This is a genomic window from Acinetobacter sp. CIP 101966, from assembly GCF_000369725.1.
GTDB lineage: Bacteria > Pseudomonadota > Gammaproteobacteria > Pseudomonadales > Moraxellaceae > Acinetobacter > Acinetobacter lwoffii_Q.
On record NZ_KB850158.1, the window covers coordinates 123,112 to 144,878 of the forward strand.

Sequence of the window (21,767 nt, forward strand, 5' to 3'; positions counted from 1 at the left end):
GATAGCTGATTGTAATTATAGTCTGGTCAGAAACCTTATTTTTTTTCATCTTTTAACTCTTCACTTCTTATTTTTTTGAACTTGATCATTATGAATATCGTCCTGCTTGATCCACGTCAAACCGAAGCTGAATTCTGGTCGATTAGCTCAACTAGGCAACTGGAACATCTGCAGCAGCATCTACAAATTCAAGTGGGAGATACTTTAAAAGTCGGAATTCGGGAAGGTCAGCGTTACCTGACGGAAATTGTCGAAATCTCTGAAAAAGCAGTGCGCTTGAAACCACTGCAAGAAGAAGCTGTTCCAGAAAAATTGCCAGTGACTTTAATTGTGGCTTTGCCACGTCCGAAAGTGCTGCGCCGTCTGATCATGGACAGTGTCACCTTGGGCGTTGAAAAAATCATTTTACTACATAGCTACCGTGTCGATAAAAGCTATTGGCAAACTCCATTTTTACAGCAGTTAAATCATTATATCGAATTGGGGCTAGAACAGGCAGGGGATACGGTTGCACCCCAAATTGAGCTGTATAAGCGCTTTAAACCCTTTGTAGAAGATATCCTGCCGGGCTTGATTACCAGTAGCCGGCCCGCTTATGTGGCACATCCTTATGTCGAGCAGGCGATGCCATTTGCGATTCAGCATCCCTGTACGATTGTTATTGGTCCGGAGGGTGGATTTATCCCTTATGAAGTCGATTTGCTCATCAAAAACGGCTGTCAGGCAGTGAGTCTGGGCAACCGTATTATCCGTACAGAAACCGTGATTCCGTATGTTTTAGGTCGTCTGTTTAGCGCGGGCTGAGGCATCATCATTGCCTTCGCCGCGATAGACTTTGACTTCCTGTACCGGATACGGAATTGAAATATGATGTTCGGCAAATGCCTGAATCACCCGTTCCTGCACCGCACTGATTGAGGTTCCGGTGCCTGTTTCAGTGGTGTCGACCCACCAGAAAGCTTTTAGGGTAATGGAAAAGTCAGCCAACGCGGTGACATTGACACTAAAGCCAGGCTGGCTCAGGATGGTGGGGTCTTTATCTAAAATAGCGGTAATCAGGTCTTTGGCTTTCTGGATATCATCCTCATAGCCGATCCCCACCACGAATTCGCAGCGGCGACGGGTATAGGCGGTATTGACTGTGACCGCACTGGTGTAGACCGTGGCATTTGGAATCACGATACGGCGGCCATCTGGTGAGCGTAAAAAGGTCGCACGAATCTGGATATCTTCAACGGTACCTTCCATGCCATTCACGATAATATCGTCGCCAATCTTGAACGGTTCACTGAGAAGAATCAGCACACCAGAGAGCAGGTTCTGGAAAATATCCTTGAAGGCAAAACCGATCGCGACCGAACCAATTCCGAGGGCACTCATCAGCTGACCCGGGGTAAAGCCAGGAACCGCAATCACCAGTCCAATCAGAATACCAAAAAAAATAATAAAGGTACTGCCGACACGGTTGAGGACCAATACCAGATTCTGGCGGGTATAAGAACGGTTTTCCAAAGTTTTACGTACGAAAAACTTGAAGACTTTGGAGAGTAACCAGAAAATCGTAATCACGATCAGTGCGATACAGAAATAAGGCACACGCTCCCAGAAGCCCTCCATGATTTTGTCAATGGTGCTGTAGGCATCATTATACTTGGCGGTATGTTCAATCACGGTCTTGGTCGTTTTTTCAGTTGCCTGATGTAACAACTCCGTGGTGCCCTCAGTTACCTGGCTTAAGGTATTGTTTTGCTCTGCCACAAAAATTCCACAATTCAAATTTTGCCTATTTTGCCTGATGTTCAGCAAAAAATTAATAAGGGCTCGAAGTCACCATTGGATAATTTTAAAAATAACGGCGCTGTTGTTAAAAGTATTTGGTGGTTTTTTGCATCATTTCCGTGGGGGTAGGGGTTTGTTCTTCACCGCTCATATAACTGAATAAAGCGATAGATCCCAACAGGCTAAGCAGGGTCAGGATAATCATCAGCCAGGCCAGAATTTTTTCCCAGAGCAAGGTCATCCGTGCCGGGCCATACTGATTACTGCCTCGATCGCCCGAACCAAAAACGATATAAAGCCATACAAAAATGTTTACTAGCGGCAGCAAAAATAATAGCGCCCACCAGCCACTGCGGTTCATATCATGCAAACGGCGAACGGTCACCACTAAAGCGAAATACACATAGACCAGAACCATGGCCAGTACAACAATACTGGCCAAACCTTGTAGTGAAATCAGCCAGTTGGGATCCATGGAGTGGGTAGAAATATTCACAATATCAATGCTGAGACCCAGTGCGATACTGCCAAATAAAAAAATGAAATACAGAAATGCCGACCAGGCAATAAAGCTCAAGCGCCCGAAGCGACCTTTCATCGACAGGGGATGATCGGTTGCAGGGAGCGCAGGCGGGTTAAAGTAGGGAGATTCAGGCGATTTCATAAAGTGTATCCTGCTAAATCAGATGAAATAACTACAAGCGATCAATTTTATTTTTAAAGGGCTGTGCTACAGATCATACACAGTTGCGCAGAAGATTCTGTACTGTAAGTTGTGGTTTATTTTGATTGAATTTGTATAAATAATCTACGACGAAAGCATGATTGCCGGATTCGAAATAAGCAGGCCATACTGCCATTATGCATAAAAAACCATCAACAACGCAGCATTAACCTCTCGTGATGAGATAGAACAAAATCAAGGAAGTGACCTATGCAAGAGATCTATCCAGTACCCGAAGAATTTAAAAAAACAGCACGTACGCTCGAAGACCAGTACTTTGAACGTTATCAATATTCTATAGAACAGCCAGATAAATTTTGGGCAGAACAGGCGCAACGTCTGGACTGGATCAAGCCCTTTACCCAAGTCAAAAATACCAGCTTTAACAAAGACGATTTTAAAATCGAATGGTTTGCCGATGGTCAGCTCAATGTCAGTGCCAACTGTCTGGATCGGCACCTGAAAGAACATCCTTATAAACCGGCCATCATCTGGGAAGGGGATCATCCTTCGCGGCACAAGATTATTTCCTTTGCCGAGCTGCATGATGAAACCTGCCGTTTTGCCAATGTGCTGAAGAAAAATGGCATTCAGAAAGGCGACCGGGTCATGCTGTATATGCCGATGGTTTCTGAAGCTGCGATTGCCATGCTGGCCTGTGCCCGGATCGGGGCGGTGCATTGCGTGGTATTTGGTGGTTTCTCGCCAGATTCTTTGGCCAGCCGGATTGAAGACTGTCAGGCGAAAATGGTGATTACTGCGGATTCCGGCATGCGCGGCGGTAAGGCCATTCCACTGAAAGCCAATGTCGATGAAGCACTGAAACTGGCGGGTACAGACTCGATTCAAAATGTAATGGTGGTACACCGCACCGGTAACCCAATTGAAATGCAGGAAGGGCGTGATCTGTGGTATCACACGGAAATTATGTCAGTGAATGACATCTGCCCACCGGAACCGATGAATGCCGAAGATCCGCTGTTTATCCTGTATACCTCAGGTTCCACCGGCAAGCCCAAGGGCGTGATGCATACCACTGGCGGTTATCTGACCTATGTGAATTGCACCTTCCGTGAAGCATTTGATATCAAGCAGGATGATGTATTCTGGTGTACCGCAGATGTGGGCTGGATCACCGGGCATTCCTATGTACTGTATGGGCCACTTTCGAATGGTACCACCACCGTGATGTTTGAAGGTGTGCCGCAATATCCAAGTTGGGCGCGTACTGGACATATTGTCGACAAGCATAACGTCACCATTCTCTATACTGCACCGACGGCGATCCGCGCCATGATGCGTGAGGGCGATGCTTTTGTGCGGGAAAGTGACCGTAGCAGCCTGAGAATTTTAGGTTCAGTCGGTGAGCCAATTAATCCGGAAGCCTGGAACTGGTACTACACCGTGGTCGGTGAAAGCCGCTGTCCTGTCATCGATACCTGGTGGCAGACCGAAACAGGCGGTTTTATGATTACGCCATTGCCGGGTGCGACTGATTTAAAACCAGGTTCTGCGACACGGCCTTTCTTCGGCGTACAACCAGCTATTGTCGATGCCGATGGCAAGGAACTAGAGGGTGAAGCTGAGGGCAATCTGGTGATTAAGGATTCCTGGCCGGGTCAGATGCGCACCATTTGGGGAGACCCGGAGCGTTTTATCGAAGCTTATTTTTCCACCTATCCCGGTACCTATTTCACTGGGGATGGGGCACGTCGTGATAAAGATGGTTACTACTGGATTACCGGCCGTGTCGATGATGTCCTGAATGTATCCGGACACCGCCTAGGTACAGCAGAAATTGAAAGTGCACTAGTGGCGCATGAATCGGTGGCTGAAGCCGCTGTAGTCGGTATGCCGCATGATATTAAAGGTCAGGGCATTTGTGCCTTTGTGACCTTGCAGGCTGATGTTGCCAGTTCAGATCAATTACGTGGAGAACTGGTCAGCTGGGTACGCAAGATTCTTGGTCCAGTGGCTACACCAGACGCCTTGCACTGGGCACCGGCCTTGCCAAAAACCCGCTCCGGCAAAATCATGCGGCGGATCCTGCGAAAAATTGCAGCCGATGAGCTGGATAGTCTCGGAGATACTTCAACCCTGGCTGAACCGCAGGTGGTGGATCATTTGATCGCAGAGGTACAGCGTAATAAAGTTTAAATTCAAGCGGTTCCAATACCGGCATTCTGCCGGTATTTTTATATCAGTCATAAGCTCTGCATGCTTTCGGATACAGGTCAGTACCCTGATCTGCTAAGCTGTTTCCATGCTGAACATGAGTTAAAATAATGAATGCACAATCCCCATATTTAAATCAGTCTCCTGTCGATATTGCCCAGAAACTTGCTGAAATTTTTGCTTTGACTGCAGCAGAGCGGGATCGGCAAGGTGGGAATCCTAAAGCCGAACGTGACCTGATTCGCCAGAGTGGCTTGCTGGGCCTGTCCATTCCAAAACAGTATGGCGGTCAGGAGACAGATTGGCAGACCATTTTTAAAACTATTCAAATTGTAGCCCAAGTCGACAGTTCATTGGCGCATGTCTATGGCTTTCATCATTTGCTGATTGCGACCGTGCAATTATTTTCCCAATCGGAACAATATGGCCCGTGGTTTGAACAGACTGCCCAAAATAATCTATTCTGGGGTAATACTCTAAATCCGCTAGACCATCGCACCACAGTTACAAAAGTTTCAGAAAACGAATATATTTTCCATGGTGATAAAAGCTTCTGCTCAGGTTCGATTGATTCGGATATGTTGCTGTGTTCAGGTTATGACGAAGCAGGAAAATTACTGATAGGAGTGATTCCTACCTGGCGAGAGGGCGTGAGCTTTCTGGGCGACTGGAACAATATGGGCCAACGCCAGACCGACAGTGGTACCAGCCATTTTGAGCAGGTCAACATTCATGAAGATGAATTGCTGTTAAATCCCGGTCCACTGAGTACGCCATATTCCAGTCTACGGCCTTTGATTGCCCAGCTGATTTTTGTGCATCTGTTTTTGGGCGTGGCAGAAGGGGCATTTGACGTCGCCAAGCAGACCGTACAAACCCAAAAAGCCTGGTCCAAATCACTGGCAGACGATGCAGTGAATGATCCTTTTATCCAGAAGCATTTTGCCGAGTTTTATGTACAACTGGAAAGTGTACGCTTACTGGCAGATAAAGCGGTTCAGACTTTACAGGCAGCCTGGGAGCTTGGGAATGATTTAACAGCTGAGCAGCGCGGTGAAGTCTCAGTTGCCATTGCCACAGCCAAAATTGCCGCAACCAATACCTCTCTCTATATTACCCAGAATATTTTCCAGGTGATGGGTGCGCGGGCCACCACGGCCAAGCTCAATCTTGACCGTTTCTGGCGCAATGTCCGCACCCAGACCTTGCATGACCCGATCGATTATAAATATCAGGAAGTGGGGGAATGGGTGCTGACTGGAAAAGTGCCTGATCCGAGTTTTTATTCCTGATCTAAAAATAAAACAGCCTCTTTATCGGAGGCTGTTTTATTCGGGATGAAAAAGTTTGGTTTTAAATTTGCTTAAACGCTTCAATCGCTCTTACACGAGAGGCTTTTAAATCCACAATCGGTTTTGGATAATCCAGTGCAAGATCCGGATTTTTAGCATAGGGTTCATGAATAGATTTAGCATTCAGATGTGTCAGTTCTGGCACCCATTGACGGATGTAATCCCCATTCGGGTCAAACTTCTGTGACTGGCTGACCGGGTTAAAAATCCGGAAATAGGGTACGGCATCCATGCCGGTCGAAGCACACCATTGCCAACCGCCATTGTTCGCCGCCAGATCACCATCAATCAGATACTGCATAAACCAGCGTTCTCCCAAGCGCCAGTCTATCAGCAGGTTTTTACACAGGAACATTGCAGTAATCATGCGTACCCGGTTATGCATCCAGCCAATGGCTCGCATTTGCCGCATGCCAGCATCGACAATCGGAATCCCGGTTTGTCCTTGTTGCCAGGCAGCCAAATCATCTGGTGCATTGCGCCACTGGATTTTATCGGTATTTTCCTTAAAAGGCCGATGTCTGGATACACGGGGAAAATCAAACAGGGTATGCAGATAAAATTCGCGCCAGAGCAGTTCATCTAGCCAAGTCTGCTGACCGATATTATCAATCTGGAAATATCCGTCCTTAAACAGGGTCTGCATACATTGACGGATCGAGAGAATACCGATATTCAGATACGGTGACAGGCGGCTGGTACCATCGACTGCAGGTAGATCTCGCTCAGTTTTATAGTGAGCCATTTTCTCCCCGATAAAATCATCGAGCAGCTCAAAGGCAGCTTGATCCTGCGCAGGCCAGAACTGGGCAATATGATCGACCTTATAATCAACTGCAAATTTTCCCAGATCAAAGCTGGTCAACTGAGCGGGTAATTCAAGCGGATCTTGAAGCTGAATGGCAGGATAGCAGCCCGGTATATTCTGAATCAGTCGTTCATAGCACTTTTTCTTGAATGCGCTATAGATCTGATAGGGCTGATTGGACTGATTGCGGATACTGGTCAGTGGAAACAGGCTGCGATCATGATACAGCTCGACCCGGATCTGCTGCTGTTCCAGCACCTGCTGTACCTGTGCATCACGTTGCAGTTCATTCACGCCCACTTCAATATTGGCATGTAGCATATCAATCTGCAGTTTTTGGCACAGGCTTCGCATTTCAGCAGGCAGGTCTTGCCATAAGGGAACATTTAAAATGATTAATGGAATATTCAGCTGCGCTAACTGCTGCTTTAAGACGTCGAGGCGGCGCAGATAAAAATCGATTTTAATCCGGGCATCCTGATGCCGCTTCCATTGTTCAGGAGAGAGCACCACCAGTGCTATACAGCTGCCTTGCTGGGTGGCATGCCAGAGCGCAGCATGATCATGAATGCGGAGGTCTTGACGAAACCAGATCAGTTGCATTGTTAAAATTCTTGGAAAGTCGTTAGTGCAGAATTTTAAGGAATTGCTGGTCTTAAGCCTAGCCAGACAACAATTTTATCACATAAAAAAATCCCCCAAGCCGAGCCTTGAGGGGGGAGTGAATCTGCTGAGATTTATTGGAAGGATTATACGGGCTCAGCTTCTTCTTGCTGTACAGGCGTTGCCTGTTGTGCTTCAAGCTCACGGACCAAAGGCAGCACCTTCTGGCCAAAATATTCGACTTCTTCAATAAAGTGCAAAAAGCCTGACAGAATCAGATCTACGCCCACTTTTTTTAGTTCGATAATCCGTTCAGCAATCTGCTGCGGTGTTCCGATCAGATTGGTGCGGAAACCATCATTGTATTGCACCAGATCTTCAAAGGTGGATTTGGCCCAGTTGCCTTCACCTTCCTGACTTGCTGCGCCGGCTTCACGGGTCGCTTCACCAAAAGATTTCACTGCCTGCACATTGGCCTTGCTAATAATTTCCTGCAATACAGCCTGAGCTTCTTCTTCGCTATCCCGTGCAATCACAAAGGCATTTACGCCGATTTTCAACGAGTGATGATTTGCCTTGGCTTTTTCACGAATATCATCGATCTGTTTTTTCAGCTCTTCCGGGGTATTGCCATTGGTGAAGTACCAGTCAGATACGCGAGAAGCCATATCACGTGCTGCCCGGGAACTGCCGCCCTGAAAGATTTCAATATGCGGTTTTTGTAGCGGTTTTGGACTCAGGGTATAGTCTTTGAATTGATAATATTTACCTTCAAAATTAAAGTTATTCTGGCTCCAGACCCCTTTCAGGCTACGGATAAACTCTCCCGAACGGGCATAACGCTCGTCATGTTCCGGCCATTCTTCACCAATGGCATCAAACTCACCGCGGAACCAGCCACTGACCACATTGATCGCGATCCGGCCATTGCTCAGATGGTCAATCGTCGCCAGTTGTTTTGCAGCCAGTGCCGGCTTCCATGGACCCGGCAGAATCGCGGCAATGACTTTCAGGCGTTCAGTTTTGGCCAGAATGCCATGACTGAAGCTGACCGATTCATGCTGGTTTTCTGCGTTATAGCCGGCAGTAAAACGGATCTGGGTCAGGGCATAATCAAAGCCTGCCTGTTCAGCGGTTTGTGCCAGACGCACGTTATAGTCATAGCTCCAGTCGGTGCGCTGCTCGATATTACTAACCACCAGGCCACCACTGACATTCGGCACCCAATAGGCAAATACGATATTTTTATCATTCGACATATTCATCGCCCTCTGCAATGCTGTGTTCAAGCCACTTGAGTCTTTGGTGCTTTCTTGCTGTGCAAGCGCGATTCTGCGGCATCCAGGCTCGGCACGGCTGCTGAAGGCAGCACTTCTTCCTGTTCGATCTGCTTGTTAATGCCCAGATTTTGACTCGCTTGAATGGTTTTTTCTTTGATGACTTCAGCACGTTGTCCCTTGGCTGGTGCCCATTCAAGAATCGGCAATGCACGCGCCACAGCCAGGGTAATCCGGTCGCGGAGCAATTCACTGTGAATGGTATATTCAGGGGTGAAATCGCGGTCGGTGGCATAGACCCCAATCGGTAAAGTCTGTGCCTGAAAGAAGCTGAATAAAGGACGCAGTTGATGTTCAAGCACTAGCGCATGACGGTCACTGCCACCAGAAGCTGCCAGTAATACCGGAACATCGACCAGCGCCGTTTGCTCAACAAAGTCAAAGAAATGCTTGAACAGGCCGGTAAATGAAGCGCGGTACACAGGAGTGCCAACAATCAGCGCATCTGCGGCTTCTACTGCTGCCAGATCATTCTGAACGCGTTGCGGCAACTGATTGCGATAAATCGCGCCGCCCAAGAGCGAACCAATTTCACTAAATTTAATGAAATGCACATTGATTGGTGTCGCTTCCCCAAGCTCATCCAGAATGGCCTGAACCAAGGCTTCGGTTTTTGAGGGGTGATTTAAACCGCCAGATACGGCAACAATATTTAAGGGTTTTTGCGCATTAAAATTAGACATATTTAGAACCTGAAAATAGGGTTAATCTCGGAATGACCCTATTAATCCCGATTCAGCGAAGGGCTGTAAAATAACGAAAAGCTGAAAAGTTATCTGATTTTGCGATATACGACAAAGGCCTGATTTTTATGGAAGTTTTTGTGGGTAAGTGAATGATATTTATATTTATATTGAATAAAGATAAGCTTTTTCAGTGAGGAATAAGTGATATATAAAAAAGTGATGAGAATTAAACAATTATTGCAATAGTGCAAAAATGGGCAATTTTGAAGAAAAACTGCATATTATTTTAAAAATTGTAGTGTCTTGCATATCCTTAACCGGGTTGTATGGTTAGAATAGGGACTACCGTGCCAAGATCTCTCTCACGTTGCCTATGAATATTTTAATCGTTGATGATCATCCACTATTTCGTCATGCCTTGATTCAAGCTGTACGTTATAGCCTGCCACAAGCCCAGATTCATGAAACTGCGGCAGTCAATGAATTTTATGAACGTCTAGAAAATGGCCCTGAGCCTGATCTTGTGCTGCTGGATTTAAACCTGCCGGGCGCTTCCGGCTTTTCTGCCCTGGTGCATGTCCGCGCACAGTATCCGTCTTTACCGATTATTGTTGTGTCTGCACATGAAGAAGTCAGCATCATCCAGCGTGCGATCGCGCATGGTGCGATGGGCTATATTCCTAAATCTGCTCACCCAAGCCATATCGGTGAAGCGATTCGTGAAGTGCTGGAAGGTGAAATCTGGTTACCGCCAAATCTGCCAGCCAATATGAATTTTGATCCGCGTGCTGCCGATGAAACGGCTTTGGCAGAACGGATCCAGTCTTTGACGCCGCAACAGTTCCGGGTATTGATGATGGTGGCTGAAGGTTTATTAAACAAGCAGATTGCTTATGAACTGGATGTATCAGAAGCGACGATTAAAGCGCATGTGACTGCAATCTTCCGTAAGCTTGGCGTACAAAACCGGACACAAGCGGTATTGGCCATTAATGCACTGAATATTGAAGACCGCAAAATGTAAATTCTGCATATACGAATTGAAAAAGACCTCCTTGGAGGTCTTTTTTATGGGCAAAATCTGCAAAATTGAGTGCAAAGGCCTGAATCAGCTAGGCGATATAATCCTGCTTGCGGGTGAAATCATCACAAAACAATGGATTTAAGGCACATTGCAATTCGTCAATCTGCTCTTCGGTGACATAACCTTTCGATTTCAGATATTCCGCCACGCGATCATCACGCAGACTCAGGAAAGTCGCATCATAAACACCGAGATCGACAAATAGTGCTGCAGTTTCCAGACTGTTAAAACGATCCAGATAAACTTCATTGTCATACATCAGGAAGACATGTTCGTCGCGCGTATTCGGATCGACATGTAAACGTTGTGCCAGTTCATGTGGGCAGGTTTTGATAAATAACAGATCAGACAGCTCATCAAACTGGCTGGTGTCCAGACAATCTTCTTCATTTTTGACTTTACCCAGCCAGGCCTTAAAGACCAGTACCGCGCCACCACGCAGCAACATGCTCCAGATCTGATGACGGGTCTTTGCCGGAAGATCCTCTGTTTCAGCTTCTAAAGACTGAATCAGCTTGTCTTCCTGTTCAGCAATCTTTTCAAATAGACCCAGACCTTGCGGCTTGTAGGCATAAGGTTCAAAGACATCAAAATGTAATTCATCAAAGACTTGCAGTGCCAGAGGGACTGCACTCTGATACAGCGTTTCCAGTGCCTGATACTGGGCATCATTCAGCTTGCTGTATTTAAAGATCTGTGCCCAGTCAATGCTTGGCAATAAGGCATTGGCGCCATATTGACGGTGAAACTGCTGGGTCTGATTCAGGCCATGGTTTTGATCTATGTTCATGTGAAGAACTCCGATATGCAGAAATAGATCAGCGACCAAAAAATTAAGGCTGCATGAGATGGGAACTGATCGTTTCTTATTCCTCTATTTTTAGAGCCAAGTACAAGGGATAAAAATACGACTAAAGTTATAGTAGTGGAAAATTACTCTTTAATTTTTATTAAAAACAATAAGATAATTAATTGTAACTAAGTGTACACATGTACATTAATACATTCGTCAGTTTTTGCCATAGTGAATTAAAAAATGAGCATTTTGGTCAATTTATTCAGCTGTATTTTCGGCATATTTGCTGCTTTTAGCACATTAGAATAAATTTTATGCAAGCTAGGTAAGTTTATGTGGCAGTTGAGTATAAAAAATGCCCATTTCAGGGTGTGAAATGGGCATTGATCAGATCGTTATCTACTTAGGAGTCGGAAATTTTCAGTCCAGATAACCATGAACGTAATGAGGCCGGTTTCAGCGGTTTTTTCAGCAGAACAATGTTTAGCTCTTTTAGACGTTGCGGCAATTCCGGATCGGAATCGGCGGTAATCAATGCGACCGGAATATCCTTCGAACGATGTTCCAGAATGAAATCCAGACCGATCTTGTCCTGATTCAGATGTTGATCCACCAGCCAGACCTGAATATTTTCCTGCTGAATCAGCATGGCTGCTTGTTCAGGTTCAGTGGCTTTAAACACCTGATAACCCCATTTGGTCAATAAGGTCGACATGCCTTCCAGAATGGTTTCATCATTATCCAGACATAGAATCTTAAAGGCTTTGCTCTTTAAAGGTACGGCCTGAACCGGTGCTGCGACCACTTTCGGTGCTTCGATCACAGGCACTTCAATCATAAAGCAGGAACCTTTACCCAGCGCAGAAGACACATGTACCGGATAGTCCAGCATGCTGGTCATGCGTTGTACGATCGCCAAACCTAGGCCCAGACCCTGTTCACCCCAAGGCGAGGTGTGGTCGCAACGTTCAAATTCCTGAAACAGTTTGATGCGCTGTTCTTCGGCAATGCCCGGGCCAGTATCCCAGACGCCAATACGGATATGATTCGGTCTGCTGCTCGAACGTAATACACCGACCACCACTTTACCTCTGGCAGTATAACGCAACGCATTGCTGACAAAGTTCTGGATAATGCGGCGAATCCATTGTGGATCGGTATCAATCCAGAACTGTGCATCATGCACACTGAACTTGATACCACGCTGTGCAGCGATGGATTTGAACTGGAGTTCCAGATCGCTGAGCAGGTCATGCAGCGGATAAGCCTGACGTTTCGGCTGAATGGTGCCGCCTTCCAGTCGGGCAATATCCAGCAGGGCAGACAACATGCTTTCTGCACCATGCAAAGCACGATCCAGTTGTTGTAAGGTCTTGCGGTCTTCATCATTCTGCACACTTTGTTCGAGTGCGGTACTGAACAGGCGCGCGGCATGCATTGGCTGCAACAGGTCATGACTGGCGGCTGCAATGAAGCGGCTTTTTGACATATTGGCCTTATCGGCCTGTTCACGCGCCAGTTGCTGCTCGGACAATGCATCGGCCAGCTGCTGGGTACGGTCCTGAACGCGGGCTTCAAGCACGGCTTCATTTTCACGGAAGGCAGTAATATCGGCGAAAGTGGTAACGAACCCGCCGCCTTCGATCGGATTGCCGCGCATCTGAATGACGCGGCCATCTTTACGAATCCGTTCAAATTCATGGGCACTGCCGACCTGCATCCAGTGAATCCGTTTCCGTACATGTTCTTCAACCGAGCCCGGGCCACATTCACCACGTTCAGCGTTATAACGGATCAGGTCTGCGATTGGACAACCGACATAGACAATATCGGTCGGATAATCGAACAGTTTCAGATATTGATTGTTCCAGGCTACCAGGCACATATTTTCATCAACTACGCTGACCCCTTGCGTCATGTGATCAATCATGGTCATGATCAGGTTCTGATTAAAGCGTTGCCATTGCGAGGCCTGATCGAGAATATTGGCGACCTGACCCAATGCCAAACCATTATTAACCATAGCTGTGGTCAACAGGGTACGTGCCGAGGCTGCCCCGATAGTCCCCGCCAGATACTGTTCGGTGAAACGCCACCACATGCCATTGGCACTGCTGTTTTCATTCAGCTCAACACTGTTTTGGGTGCAGAACTGCTGGAAAGCGCGTGTGGTTGGGCCTTCGCCGGTAATGCGTTTAGCCAGGGTAATCAGATCACCGACTTTTAAACGGGCGACATCCTGATGCGAATAGCTGACCTCGTTAGAAGGACTCTGCGAGGGTAGTGGCTTGGTTTCATAATAGAAGAAACTTTCGGCTTGAATCTGTTCGGCAATACTCGGACGGAAAATACGGGAAATCCAGATATACAGCAGGGTATTTAAGCCCAGTGCCCAAACTACGCCATGCGTCAGTGGATCAAAAGACTCAAAACCGATCAGGGCTTCCGGTCTTAACCAGTTCCAGCCAAAAGGCCCTTGATTCAGCAAGCTTTGGCTAAAGCTGCTATAGGCTTCTGGCAGGCTTCGCAAAATGGTTGGAAACAGCAGGGTATAAGCCCACAAGGCAAAACCGGTCAGGAGTCCAGCATAGACACCCTGTTTACTACCGCCACGCCAGTACAGGCCACCGATCAGGGCAGGGGCGAATTGTGCCACCGCACTAAATGCCAACAGACCAAAAACCGACAACTGGTCAATATCATTAAAGAAATTGAAGAACAGGAAGCCCATCAACATCACGCCCAGAATACAGACCCGGCGGGTAAATTTCAGCACCAGCGGCAAGCGTTTGTCATGCCGGGAAATCAGCTTTAAGCGCCACAACGCCGGCATGATCAGGTCATTACTGAGCATGATTGACAGTGCCACGGAAGACACCAGCAGCATCCCGGTAGAGGCAGAGAAACCACCCAAGAAGGCTAATAAAGTGAGCCAGTCCTGATTATAGCTGAGTGGCAAAGAGAGTACCGCCACATCCGGAATGGCCAGGTATTGTGGTGCAGCATGTAGCGCCCAGCTGGCAATGGGAATAATCGCCAGGGTAGTCAGAATCAAATAGACCGCAAACCAGCGCCGCGCACCGCGGATATGTTTTTCATCGCGCAGCTCAACCACCGCTACATGGAACTGGCGCGGCAGGCAGATAATGGCCAGTGCCGCCAGCAAGGTCTGAATCCAGAAACTTTGTGGTACGCCAAACAGTTGCACATCATGAAAAGTGGTACTGATATCGCTACTGATCTGTGCCAGATTTTCTGGTGCTTCAAACATAAAGAAACAGGCAACTGCCAACAGGGCAAAAAGTTTAACAAAAGACTCAAATGCCACGGCCAGCATCAACCCGCCATGCTGTTCAGTATTGGCAATCTGCCGGGTACCAAACATCATCGCCAGTATCGCCAGAACCCCAGTCAGAAACAGCACGCCATTGGTCGTGCCGGTTACACCTGCGGAAGGTTCCAGGATGACGGCGGCACTTAAGGCAATCGCACGTAACTGCAAGGCCAGATAAGGCACAATCGCTACCACCGCCAGAATGGTTACCAGCGAGGCGAGGGGACCACTTTTACCATAGCGTGCTGCGACAAAGTCAGCGATCGAAGAAATGGCATGATGCTGTCTCACCCGTCCCAGACGGCGCCAGATGTCATAGCCGACAGCAACAAAGAGTAGCGGACCCAGATAGATCGGCAGGAAAATAATCCCTTCACGTACCGCAGCACCCGTGGCGCCGTAAAAGGTCCAGGAGGAACAGTACACCCCTAAAGTTAAACTGAACAATAACATGCGCCCACGGGTACTCAGCCGGCTGGCATGTTTTTCTCCGTAAAAAGCGCAGATAAAGAGTAATGCGATATAGAGGGCAAGTACCCCTATGATGAGCCAACTGTTCATATAGCCTGATGTGTGCTGAGCATGCCGCTATGATAGCGCATCATGAACGCTGCAGTTTAAATTGATCATTTTTTAACGACCAAAGTCTAAATTACAAGCACATACGAATCTTGTTAACTTGTGATAGTGATAATTCGAATTAAAAATAGTAGGCCCAAGGTTGGGCTACAGGAGTAGTAATTATGGATGAGGTACAAGTAGATCGTATTCTACAAAATCCAAAATTCAAGGAAATGGTCCGCAAGAAAAGTATGCTCAGCTGGACGTTGACCGGCATTATGCTATTTGTCTATGTGGGTTTCATGTTGCTGGTTGGTTACAACAAAGAATTTCTATTGTCTTCAATTTCAGGTGGTGTGACCACGTGGGGTATTCCACTCGGTCTGGGTATCATTGTCCTGTCGTTTATCTTGTGTGGTGTGTATTCCTACATTGCCAATAACAAACTTGATCACTTGACTGAAGAAGCAATCCGTGAAGTCGAAGCGATTGCGCATGAAAAAGGACACCACTAAGATGAAATGGAATTCTCTTATTGCCCTAGCGACCACGACAGTGGCTTCAGGCGTTGCATTCGCTGGTCCTGATCTGGGTGCAGCAGAACAGCAGGCGACCAACTGGCATGCGATTATCATGTTTGTGATTTTCGTAGGTGCTACGCTGTTTATTACCAAATGGGCAGCGAAACAAACCACCAATACCAAAGACTTCTATACTGCCGGTGGCGGTATTTCCGGTTTCCAGAATGGCCTGGCGATTGCCGGCGACTATATGTCAGCTGCATCGTTTCTGGGTATTTCTGCGATGGTGTTCCTGTCCGGTTTTGATGGCTTGCTGTATTCACTGGGTTTCATGGTGGGCTGGCCGATCGTATTGTTCCTGGTGGCAGAACGTCTGCGTAACCTGGGTAAATACAACCTGTCAGACGTAGTGTCTTTCCGTCTACAGGAAAAACCGGTACGTACCTTAGCTGCTTTAAGTTCACTGGTTGTGGTCGCGTTCTACCTGATTGCACAGATGGTGGGTGCAGGTCAGCTGATCAAACTTCTATTCGGTCTGAACTATAATATTGCAGTCGTGATCGTTGGCTTGTTGATGATGGCTTACGTGATGTTCGGCGGTATGTTGGCAACCACTTGGGTACAGATCATCAAGGCGGTCATGTTATTGTCTGGCGCAACCTTTATGGCATTCATGGTCATGAAAGGCGTGGGCTTCAGCTTTACCAACATGTTTGAACAGGCGATTGGTGTCTACTCAAAAGTGCATGACTTGAGCCTGACAGATGCGACCAAAATCATGGGTCCGGGTAGTCTGGCGTCTAATCCGATTGATGCGATCTCTTTAGGTCTGGCATTGATGTTTGGTACCGCAGGTCTGCCACATATCCTGATGCGTTTCTTCACGGTAAAAGATGCCAAAGAAGCGCGTAAATCAGTCGTGGTTGCTACAGGTTTTATTGGTTATTTCTACCTGCTCACCTTCATTATTGGTTTCGGTGCGATTCTCTATGTATCGAACAACCCGCAATTCCTTGATGTTGCGAAAATGGCAGTGACTGGCAAGCTGGAGCTGGTGGGTGGTAATAACATGGCGGCGGTTCACCTGTCTGATGCAGTCGGTGGTGACCTGTTCATGGGCTTTATTTCTGCAGTTGCATTTGCCACGATTCTTGCAGTGGTTGCAGGTTTGACCCTGTCAGGTGCTTCAGCAATTTCGCATGACTTGTATGCCAACGTGTTGAAGAAAGGCCAAACCACGCCTGAATCGGAACTACGTATGTCTAAGATTGCGACTTTAGGTCTTGCGATCTTCGCGATGATTCTCGGGATTCTGTTCGAGAAACAAAACGTAGCCTTCATGGTCGGTCTGGCATTCTCGGTTGCGGCATGTGCCAACTTCCCGGTACTGGTATTGTCTATGTTCTGGAAAGGTTTGACGACACGTGGTGCAGTTATTGGTGGTGTTGCCGGTCTGGTAACCGCAGTAACCTTGATTGTGCTGTCTAAAGCAGTATGGGTCGATACTTTGGGTATTTCTGATACGCCAGTGAACCCGTTCAATGGTCCTGCAATCTTCGCGATGCCATTGTCATTCTTGTGCTGCTGGTTGTTCTCTGTGACGGATAATTCGGCACAGGCTCAGGCAGAACGCAAAGCCTTTGATGCCCAGTTTGTACGTTCACAAACCGGTATTGGTATCTCAGGCGCATCGGATCACTAAGATCTGCGCTACGCTAAGAAAGCCCCGTCAGGGGCTTTTTTTATGGAGATATAATCAAGCTTTCTCTTTAGCATAAGCGCCGTATTGAATTGAGATGGCTGCATTTGTGCAGCGTTATTTCAGTAATTTTCATACAAATCGCATATCTGCAAGCGGATTTAAGCATGCTATGTTAAAAGCTGCTAACAATAACAATGTGTTCCCTACATGACGATAGTAACAAGAAGAGCAACAAGAAGGGCATTATGAAGCAATCTCTGCAACAGTTCTGGAACAGCTTTACCCATTTGCCTTCGGCATGGCTGTTGTGCCTGCAATTGCTGATCCTGATCTTGTCGGTATTGAGTTATGAAAGCGTGTCTTATCGGGCGGGAACCTGGGTGCTGGGTGTTCTGGTTTTGCTGGTGATTGCCAGAGTCATTCGCCAGACTCCAATGTTTACCATTTTAGGACTTAGCTTTGTCGCCGGTGCGATTTTCTTTTCCTCTCTGATTGTGCTGGGACTGCGTTATACCTGGATCCATGTCACCGCCAACCTGTTTGAAGCTGGTGCTTATTTCAGTGCAGCCTATGGCCTGCTGCGTTATATGTTTCATGACCGTTATCTGACCAAGGATGAACTGTTTGCCGCTGGGGCGGTATTTACCTTGCTGGCCTGGGGCTTTGCCTTTCTTTACAGTACTTGCCAGCTCTTGGTGCCATACAGCTTTTCAGATCCCGATCTGCAAGCCTATCAACCCTGGCTGGATCTGATTTTTCTTAGTTTCAGTGTGCAATCTGCAACAGGACTGTCTGATATCATGCCGGTCAGTCCGGTCGCACGGATGCTAGCCATTATCCAGATGTTTGTCGGGGTGATGTATCTGGCGCTGATTGTATCCCGCTTAATTGCCTTGCAATATATCGCACGTCTACCGCATAAAAAGAACGTGAAAAATAGAGAAAACCCGCCTGGGCAATGAGACTCATCCTTTTATTGTATTTGTTACAGTAACTTAACGGCTTTATTTTGTGTCACATCCTAAAATAGCAGGAGATCTAGCTCCCATAGACTGAATCTGTCTGATCATTTTGACCTTACCAATAATTATTTGACGCTGTTTGTCGATCCAATTTTTAAAAAATGGAGGATGTATGCCTTCCACAAAACCATCCTGTTTTGCCAATATCAATCCAAATGTTTTTATCAGTACTGTCGCCATTATTGCGATATTTTTAGCGTTGGTCGTATTTGCACCCGATGCTTTTTCAGTTTTTACCCAGCAACTGAACCAGTGGATTACCACGTCCTTTAGCTGGTTCTATGTATTGTCGGTGGCGATATTTATCATCCTTCTGGCTTATATTGCCCTGTCGGATATGGGCAAAATCAAACTGGGGCCCGAGCATAGTCAACCGAAATATAGCAGTGCCTCCTGGTTTGCGATGTTATTCACCGCAGGCATGGGGATTGGCCTGATGTTCTTTGGTGTGGCCGAACCGGTGATGCATTATGTTACGCCACCTGCCGGTGAACCGGAAACTGTACTGGCTGCACAACAATCTATGCGGGTCACCTTTTTCCACTGGGGCTTACATGCCTGGGCCATTTATACGCTGGTTGGCCTATCGCTAGCTTATTTTGCTTACCGGCATCAATTGCCTTTAAAAATTCGTTCGGCCTTATATCCGCTGATTGGTCAAAAGATCTATGGTCCGATTGGAGATGGCGTAGATACCTTTGCCACTATTGGTACGGTATTTGGTGTGGCCACCACACTGGGTTTTGGGGTCACACAGATCAATTCAGGCTTGAATTACCTGTTTGGTGTTGAACAGGCACCTAGCACTCAGGTGATTCTGATCATTGTCGTGAGTACCATGGCAGCGACTTCCGTATTTTTTGCATTAGATAAAGGAATTAAACGTTTATCTGAACTAAATTTGGTGCTTGCACTGCTGTTGCTGATCTTTGTCTTTGTGGCAGGTCCGAGTATTTATCTGTTACAGACGACTATTCAGAATGCCGGCCAGTATGTCTCTAATCTGTTTAGCATGACCTTTAATCTGTATGCCTATCAGCCAAGTGGCTGGATTGGCGGCTGGACCATCATGTACTGGGCCTGGTGGATTTCCTGGTCGCCATTTGTTGGGATGTTTATTGCCCGGGTCTCGGAAGGGCGCAGTATTCGTGAATTTATCGTGGGTGTATTGCTGATTCCGACTGGATTTACCCTGATCTGGATGGGCTTTATGGGCAATGCCGCACTGTACAGCATTATGCATGAAGCCAATACTGGCTTATTAGAGGCAGTTCAGCGTGATTCATCAGTGGCCCTATTTGAGTTTCTGAACAATCTGCCTTTCAGCTCAGTGACCAGCATCATTGCAACTTTACTGGTCATGCTGTTCTTTGTGACTTCTGCCGATTCAGGGGCATTGGTGACTGATTATCTGACAGCGAAAAGTGATAATTCACCGACTTGGCAGCGTCTGTTCTGGACCGTACTCATGGCTTTATTAGCCATCATCCTTTTGCTGGCCGGTGGCTTAGAGGCCTTGCAATCGGCCACGATTATGAGCGCTTTGCCATTTACATTTATTATGCTGCTGATGTGTTGGGGATTAATCAAAGCCCTACATCTGGATGTCACCAAAATGCATGCACTGCAAGCCGCACGGATTACCCCGCGTGCGATCCAGAATCCACGCAGCTGGCAACAGCGCTTAGGCCTGATCATGCATTATCCGCATACTCAGGAAGAGGTGCAGCAGTATATTCACAATACGGTGAATAACGCATTTCTCAGCTTTCAAAGTGAATTGAAACGGCGCCGATTACATGTAGCGATTAGCCCGCTAGAAGACGGTATACAGCTCCGTGTTGATCATCAGGATGAAATTAATTTTATCTATCAGGTCAATGCCACTCAGACTTTAAGTCCAAGCTTTATGGCTGAACTGGAGAATGCGGGAGTAGATTCCTATCAGGCAGAAGTCTTTTTAAGAGAAGGTGGGCAGGGTTATGATGTGATGGAATGGACGCAAGAAGATCTATTGCAGGATATCATTGATCAATATGAACGTCATTTGCACTTTTTAAGTCTGGTACGTACGCCTGAGTAAACAGAGTCATAAAACAATAAAAAAGGACGCAATATGCGTCCTTTTTTGATTCAGAATCTAATCAGAAATTAGAAACGGAATTTGGCATTTACGCCGATCGTTTGAGTATCACGAACTTGAGCAGTTTGCGCAAGATTTGCTTCGTAGTTAGCATTTACATAAGATGCGCCAACTGCAACAGCAGGAGTAATGAAGTAGTTTACGTTCGCGCCCCAAGCTTTGTCTGGAGAACCAGCAAAGCTAGATTCCATATAAGAAGCACCAACGCTTAACTGTGGGTTAAGGAAAAGAGTTGTACCTAAGTTGTAGGCAGTATCTTCACCATAAACTAAACCGCTTTCAAAACCAATTGACATGTTAGTACCGTCGATTGCACCAACGTATTTAGTACGTGCAGTGATCGCATCTGTCTTATCAGCAATTGTTGCAGATTCAAGAGCAGCTTTAGCAACGCCGTTAGACACAATATTGAATGCATCTAAAGAAGCTTGGTCAGCAACGCTGGTATAACCAACAGCAACTAAGAAGTTAGGAGCAACTAAAGCACCAAGTTCTAATGCATAACGGTCGCCTTGATCGTCAGTTGCGTTAGCAGTTTTGCTATCAGCAATGGTATGGCTATAAGAAGCGCTTGCATAAACAGGCACAACTGAAGTTGGAACGTAAGCTTCACCTTTTACGCCGTAAGTATGATTTACAGTACGTGAACGTCCAGCTTCTTCTTGACCGTTTTCGCCATAGCTATACGCTAGAGCAACATTAGAAGCTTGGTTCAGGAAAGCAGCTTCAGCTAAAGGACCTTTAGAAGCGTCTACATCTTTGAAGTAGTAAGTACCTTGAACAGCGCCAGTGAAGTCTTTGTCATTTGCAGTGTTGTCGATGTACTCTGACTGACCTTGAACTTCGAATTGATATGCTTGAGCACCGGTCATCGCTAATAATACAGCAGTGGCTAAACCTAGTTTTTTCATGATATTTACCATTTTGTTACAAAAGATGTACAACATAAAACGTATTGTATTGTAACAATTTATTAAGTCAATCCAATTCGAAATCGCTATTTTTTTAAGCTAAATCATTGTATTAATTTTGTGTAAAATTCAAGTATTAGGCTCCGAAGCTATTTTATATAAAAACTCTTGTATAACAAAAATCTAGACTTTAAATATAGAATCGGGACTAAAGATTAAGGAGAAATTA

The 21,767-nt window shown here is 46.6% G+C and carries 16 protein-coding genes; 8 read left to right on the plus strand and 8 right to left on the minus strand.

The genetic code is table 11. From position 1 onward, the window contains the following. Positions 1-90 precede the first annotated feature (90 nt). Entirely contained in the window at positions 91-804 is a 714-nt protein-coding gene (locus tag F891_RS00665; protein WP_005261561.1) for a 16S rRNA (uracil(1498)-N(3))-methyltransferase, read from the plus strand. On the opposite strand, the gene F891_RS00670 is transcribed toward F891_RS00665, so the two are convergent. Together F891_RS00670 and F891_RS00675 are read right to left on the minus strand one after the other, a co-directional pair. Next, positions 778-1,758 carry a mechanosensitive ion channel family protein gene (locus F891_RS00670; protein WP_005261562.1) on the minus strand — a complete coding sequence of 327 codons (981 nt, stop codon included), beginning with the start codon at positions 1,756-1,758 and terminating at the stop codon, positions 778-780. The genes F891_RS00665 and F891_RS00670 overlap by 27 nt on opposite strands. 106 nt (positions 1,759-1,864) lie before the next feature. After that, positions 1,865-2,443 carry a DUF805 domain-containing protein gene (locus F891_RS00675; protein WP_005261563.1) on the minus strand — a complete coding sequence of 193 codons (579 nt, stop codon included), beginning with the start codon at positions 2,441-2,443 and terminating at the stop codon, positions 1,865-1,867. Between the two features lie 270 nt (positions 2,444-2,713). Between F891_RS00675 and acs the strand changes: the two genes are divergently transcribed. Then, positions 2,714-4,660, plus strand: a complete 1,947-nt coding sequence (gene acs / locus F891_RS00680) for an acetate--CoA ligase (RefSeq protein WP_004647260.1) — start codon at positions 2,714-2,716, stop codon at positions 4,658-4,660. Between the two features lie 128 nt (positions 4,661-4,788). Further along, the gene (locus tag F891_RS00685; RefSeq protein WP_004647261.1) at positions 4,789-5,970 is read left to right on the plus strand and encodes an acyl-CoA dehydrogenase family protein; all 1,182 of its coding nucleotides are present in this window, start codon (positions 4,789-4,791) and stop codon (positions 5,968-5,970) included. A gap of 61 nt (positions 5,971-6,031) precedes the next feature. On the opposite strand, the gene phrB is transcribed toward F891_RS00685, so the two are convergent. From phrB to msuE, 3 genes are all read right to left on the minus strand, one after another. Further along, on the minus strand, positions 6,032-7,441 hold the full coding sequence (gene phrB / locus F891_RS00690) for a deoxyribodipyrimidine photo-lyase (RefSeq protein WP_004647262.1): 1,410 nt from the start codon (positions 7,439-7,441) through the stop codon (positions 6,032-6,034). 146 nt (positions 7,442-7,587) lie between these two features. Then, positions 7,588-8,700, minus strand: a complete 1,113-nt coding sequence (gene sfnG, locus F891_RS00695) for a dimethylsulfone monooxygenase SfnG (protein WP_005261564.1) — start codon at positions 8,698-8,700, stop codon at positions 7,588-7,590. A gap of 26 nt (positions 8,701-8,726) precedes the next feature. Beyond that, on the minus strand, positions 8,727-9,461 hold the full coding sequence (gene msuE / locus F891_RS00700; RefSeq protein ID WP_004647265.1) for an FMN reductase: 735 nt from the start codon (positions 9,459-9,461) through the stop codon (positions 8,727-8,729). Positions 9,462-9,837: 376 nt separating this feature from the next. Here msuE and F891_RS00705 point away from each other — a divergent pair, with 376 nt between their 5' ends. Then, positions 9,838-10,488 carry a response regulator gene (locus tag F891_RS00705; RefSeq protein WP_004281370.1) on the plus strand — a complete coding sequence of 217 codons (651 nt, stop codon included), beginning with the start codon at positions 9,838-9,840 and terminating at the stop codon, positions 10,486-10,488. An 88-nt stretch (positions 10,489-10,576) separates the two neighbouring features. On the opposite strand, the gene F891_RS00710 is transcribed toward F891_RS00705, so the two are convergent. Then, entirely contained in the window at positions 10,577-11,338 is a 762-nt protein-coding gene (locus tag F891_RS00710) for a hypothetical protein (protein ID WP_004647267.1), read from the minus strand. Positions 11,339-11,747: 409 nt separating this feature from the next. Then, positions 11,748-15,239, minus strand: a complete 3,492-nt coding sequence (locus F891_RS00715; RefSeq protein WP_005261565.1) for a hybrid sensor histidine kinase/response regulator — start codon at positions 15,237-15,239, stop codon at positions 11,748-11,750. A 182-nt stretch (positions 15,240-15,421) separates the two neighbouring features. Here F891_RS00715 and F891_RS00720 point away from each other — a divergent pair, with 182 nt between their 5' ends. The 4 genes from F891_RS00720 (at position 15,422) to F891_RS00735 (ending at position 20,567) form a co-directional block, all read left to right on the plus strand. Continuing rightward, positions 15,422-15,754, plus strand: coding sequence for a DUF485 domain-containing protein (locus tag F891_RS00720; RefSeq protein ID WP_005261569.1), 333 nt, complete (start codon positions 15,422-15,424; stop codon positions 15,752-15,754). A 1-nt stretch (position 15,755) separates the two neighbouring features. After that, entirely contained in the window at positions 15,756-17,462 is a 1,707-nt protein-coding gene (locus tag F891_RS00725; RefSeq protein ID WP_005261570.1) for a cation acetate symporter, read from the plus strand. Between the two features lie 245 nt (positions 17,463-17,707). Beyond that, positions 17,708-18,424: an ion channel gene (locus tag F891_RS00730; RefSeq protein ID WP_004647270.1), complete on the plus strand. Its 717-nt coding sequence runs from the start codon at positions 17,708-17,710 to the stop codon at positions 18,422-18,424. A 172-nt stretch (positions 18,425-18,596) separates the two neighbouring features. Beyond that, positions 18,597-20,567, plus strand: coding sequence for a BCCT family transporter (locus tag F891_RS00735; protein WP_005261575.1), 1,971 nt, complete (start codon positions 18,597-18,599; stop codon positions 20,565-20,567). Between the two features lie 68 nt (positions 20,568-20,635). On the opposite strand, the gene omp33-36 is transcribed toward F891_RS00735, so the two are convergent. Further along, positions 20,636-21,550, minus strand: a complete 915-nt coding sequence (gene omp33-36, locus F891_RS00740) for a porin Omp33-36 (protein WP_257220113.1) — start codon at positions 21,548-21,550, stop codon at positions 20,636-20,638. Between the last annotated feature and the right edge of the window lie 217 nt (positions 21,551-21,767).